This window comes from Oscillibacter valericigenes (assembly GCF_021531435.1).
Lineage (GTDB): Bacteria > Bacillota > Clostridia > Oscillospirales > Oscillospiraceae > Oscillibacter > Oscillibacter valericigenes_B.
In genome coordinates, this window is the sequence record NZ_JAFBIS010000071.1 from 1 (window position 1) to 1,123 (window position 1,123).

Genomic DNA, 1,123 nt, shown 5'->3' on the forward strand with positions numbered 1-1,123 from the left:
CTCTTAATATGGTATTATAATACTGGTGATAATTCATGGAACAAGGCTACAAATTCCGTATATATCCAACTCCTGCTCAAGAGGTTTTAATTTCAAAAACTCTTGGGTGCTGTCGCTGTGTCTGGAATCACTACCTCGCTCTGCGGAAAGAGAGATATGCTACCGACAAAAAGAATATGGGATACCACGCCTGCTGCAAGGATTTAACTTCCTTAAAGAAGAGCCTTCCTTGGCTGAATGAGGTGGATTCCACTGCATTGCAGTCCTCTCTTCAAGACCTCGATGAAGCATATAAAAATTTCTTCCGCAGAGTCAGAAACCATGAACCGAAAGCCGGATACCCTCAATTTAAGAAAAAGCATGACCACCGACAGAGCTTTCGCTCGAAGTCTGGTATCAAGATATTCGATGATGCCATTCAGCTTCCGAAGCTCGGTCGTGTGAAATGCAAAATCTCTCAAGAGGTAAAAGGCCGAGTCACCTCCGCTACCGTAACCAGAGAGCCCAGTGGTAAATACTTCGTATCTATCCACTGCAAGGATGTCCCGGAGGAACTCTGGGAATCCACAGGAGCATCCGTTGGTTTGGACCTTGGCCTCAAAGATTTCGTTGTCACCAGCAATGGAGATAAATATGCAAACCCCAAGTACCTCGCCCAGTGTGAGAAGAAGCTCGCTCGCCTTCAGCGGCAGCTTTCCCGAAAGCAAAAGGGAAGCAGGAACCGTGAGAAGGCTCGCCTGCGGGTCGCCCGTCTTCAGGAGCATATCGCTAACATGAGACGGGACAACCAGCAGAAGCTCTCTACTCAAATTGTGCGGGAGAACGACATCATCTGTGTGGAGAGCCTCTCCGCCAGGAACATGATGAAAAATCATAAGCTGGCGAAGAGCATCGGTGACACCGCGTGGGGTGAGTTCCTTCGGCAGCTCTCCTACAAGGCGGAGCGCCACGGAAAGGTGGTCGTCACTGTGGGGAAGTTCTTCCCTTCGAGCCAGATTTGCTCTTGCTGCGGAGAAAAGAATTCTGACGTGAAGGGCCTTTCCGTGCGCTCGTGGGTATGCCCGCATTGTGGTACTACCCATGATAGGGATGTCAACGCCGCCATCAATATTCTCAATGAAGG

Annotated in this window: 1 protein-coding gene; it reads left to right on the forward strand. The window is 49.5% G+C overall.

All coding sequences use genetic code 11. The features are described from left to right. Nucleotides 1-35 precede the first annotated feature (35 nt). A partial coding sequence (tnpB, locus tag JQM68_RS13590) for an IS200/IS605 family element RNA-guided endonuclease TnpB (protein WP_235223557.1) occupies nucleotides 36-1,123 on the forward strand: 1,088 nt, incomplete at its 3' end.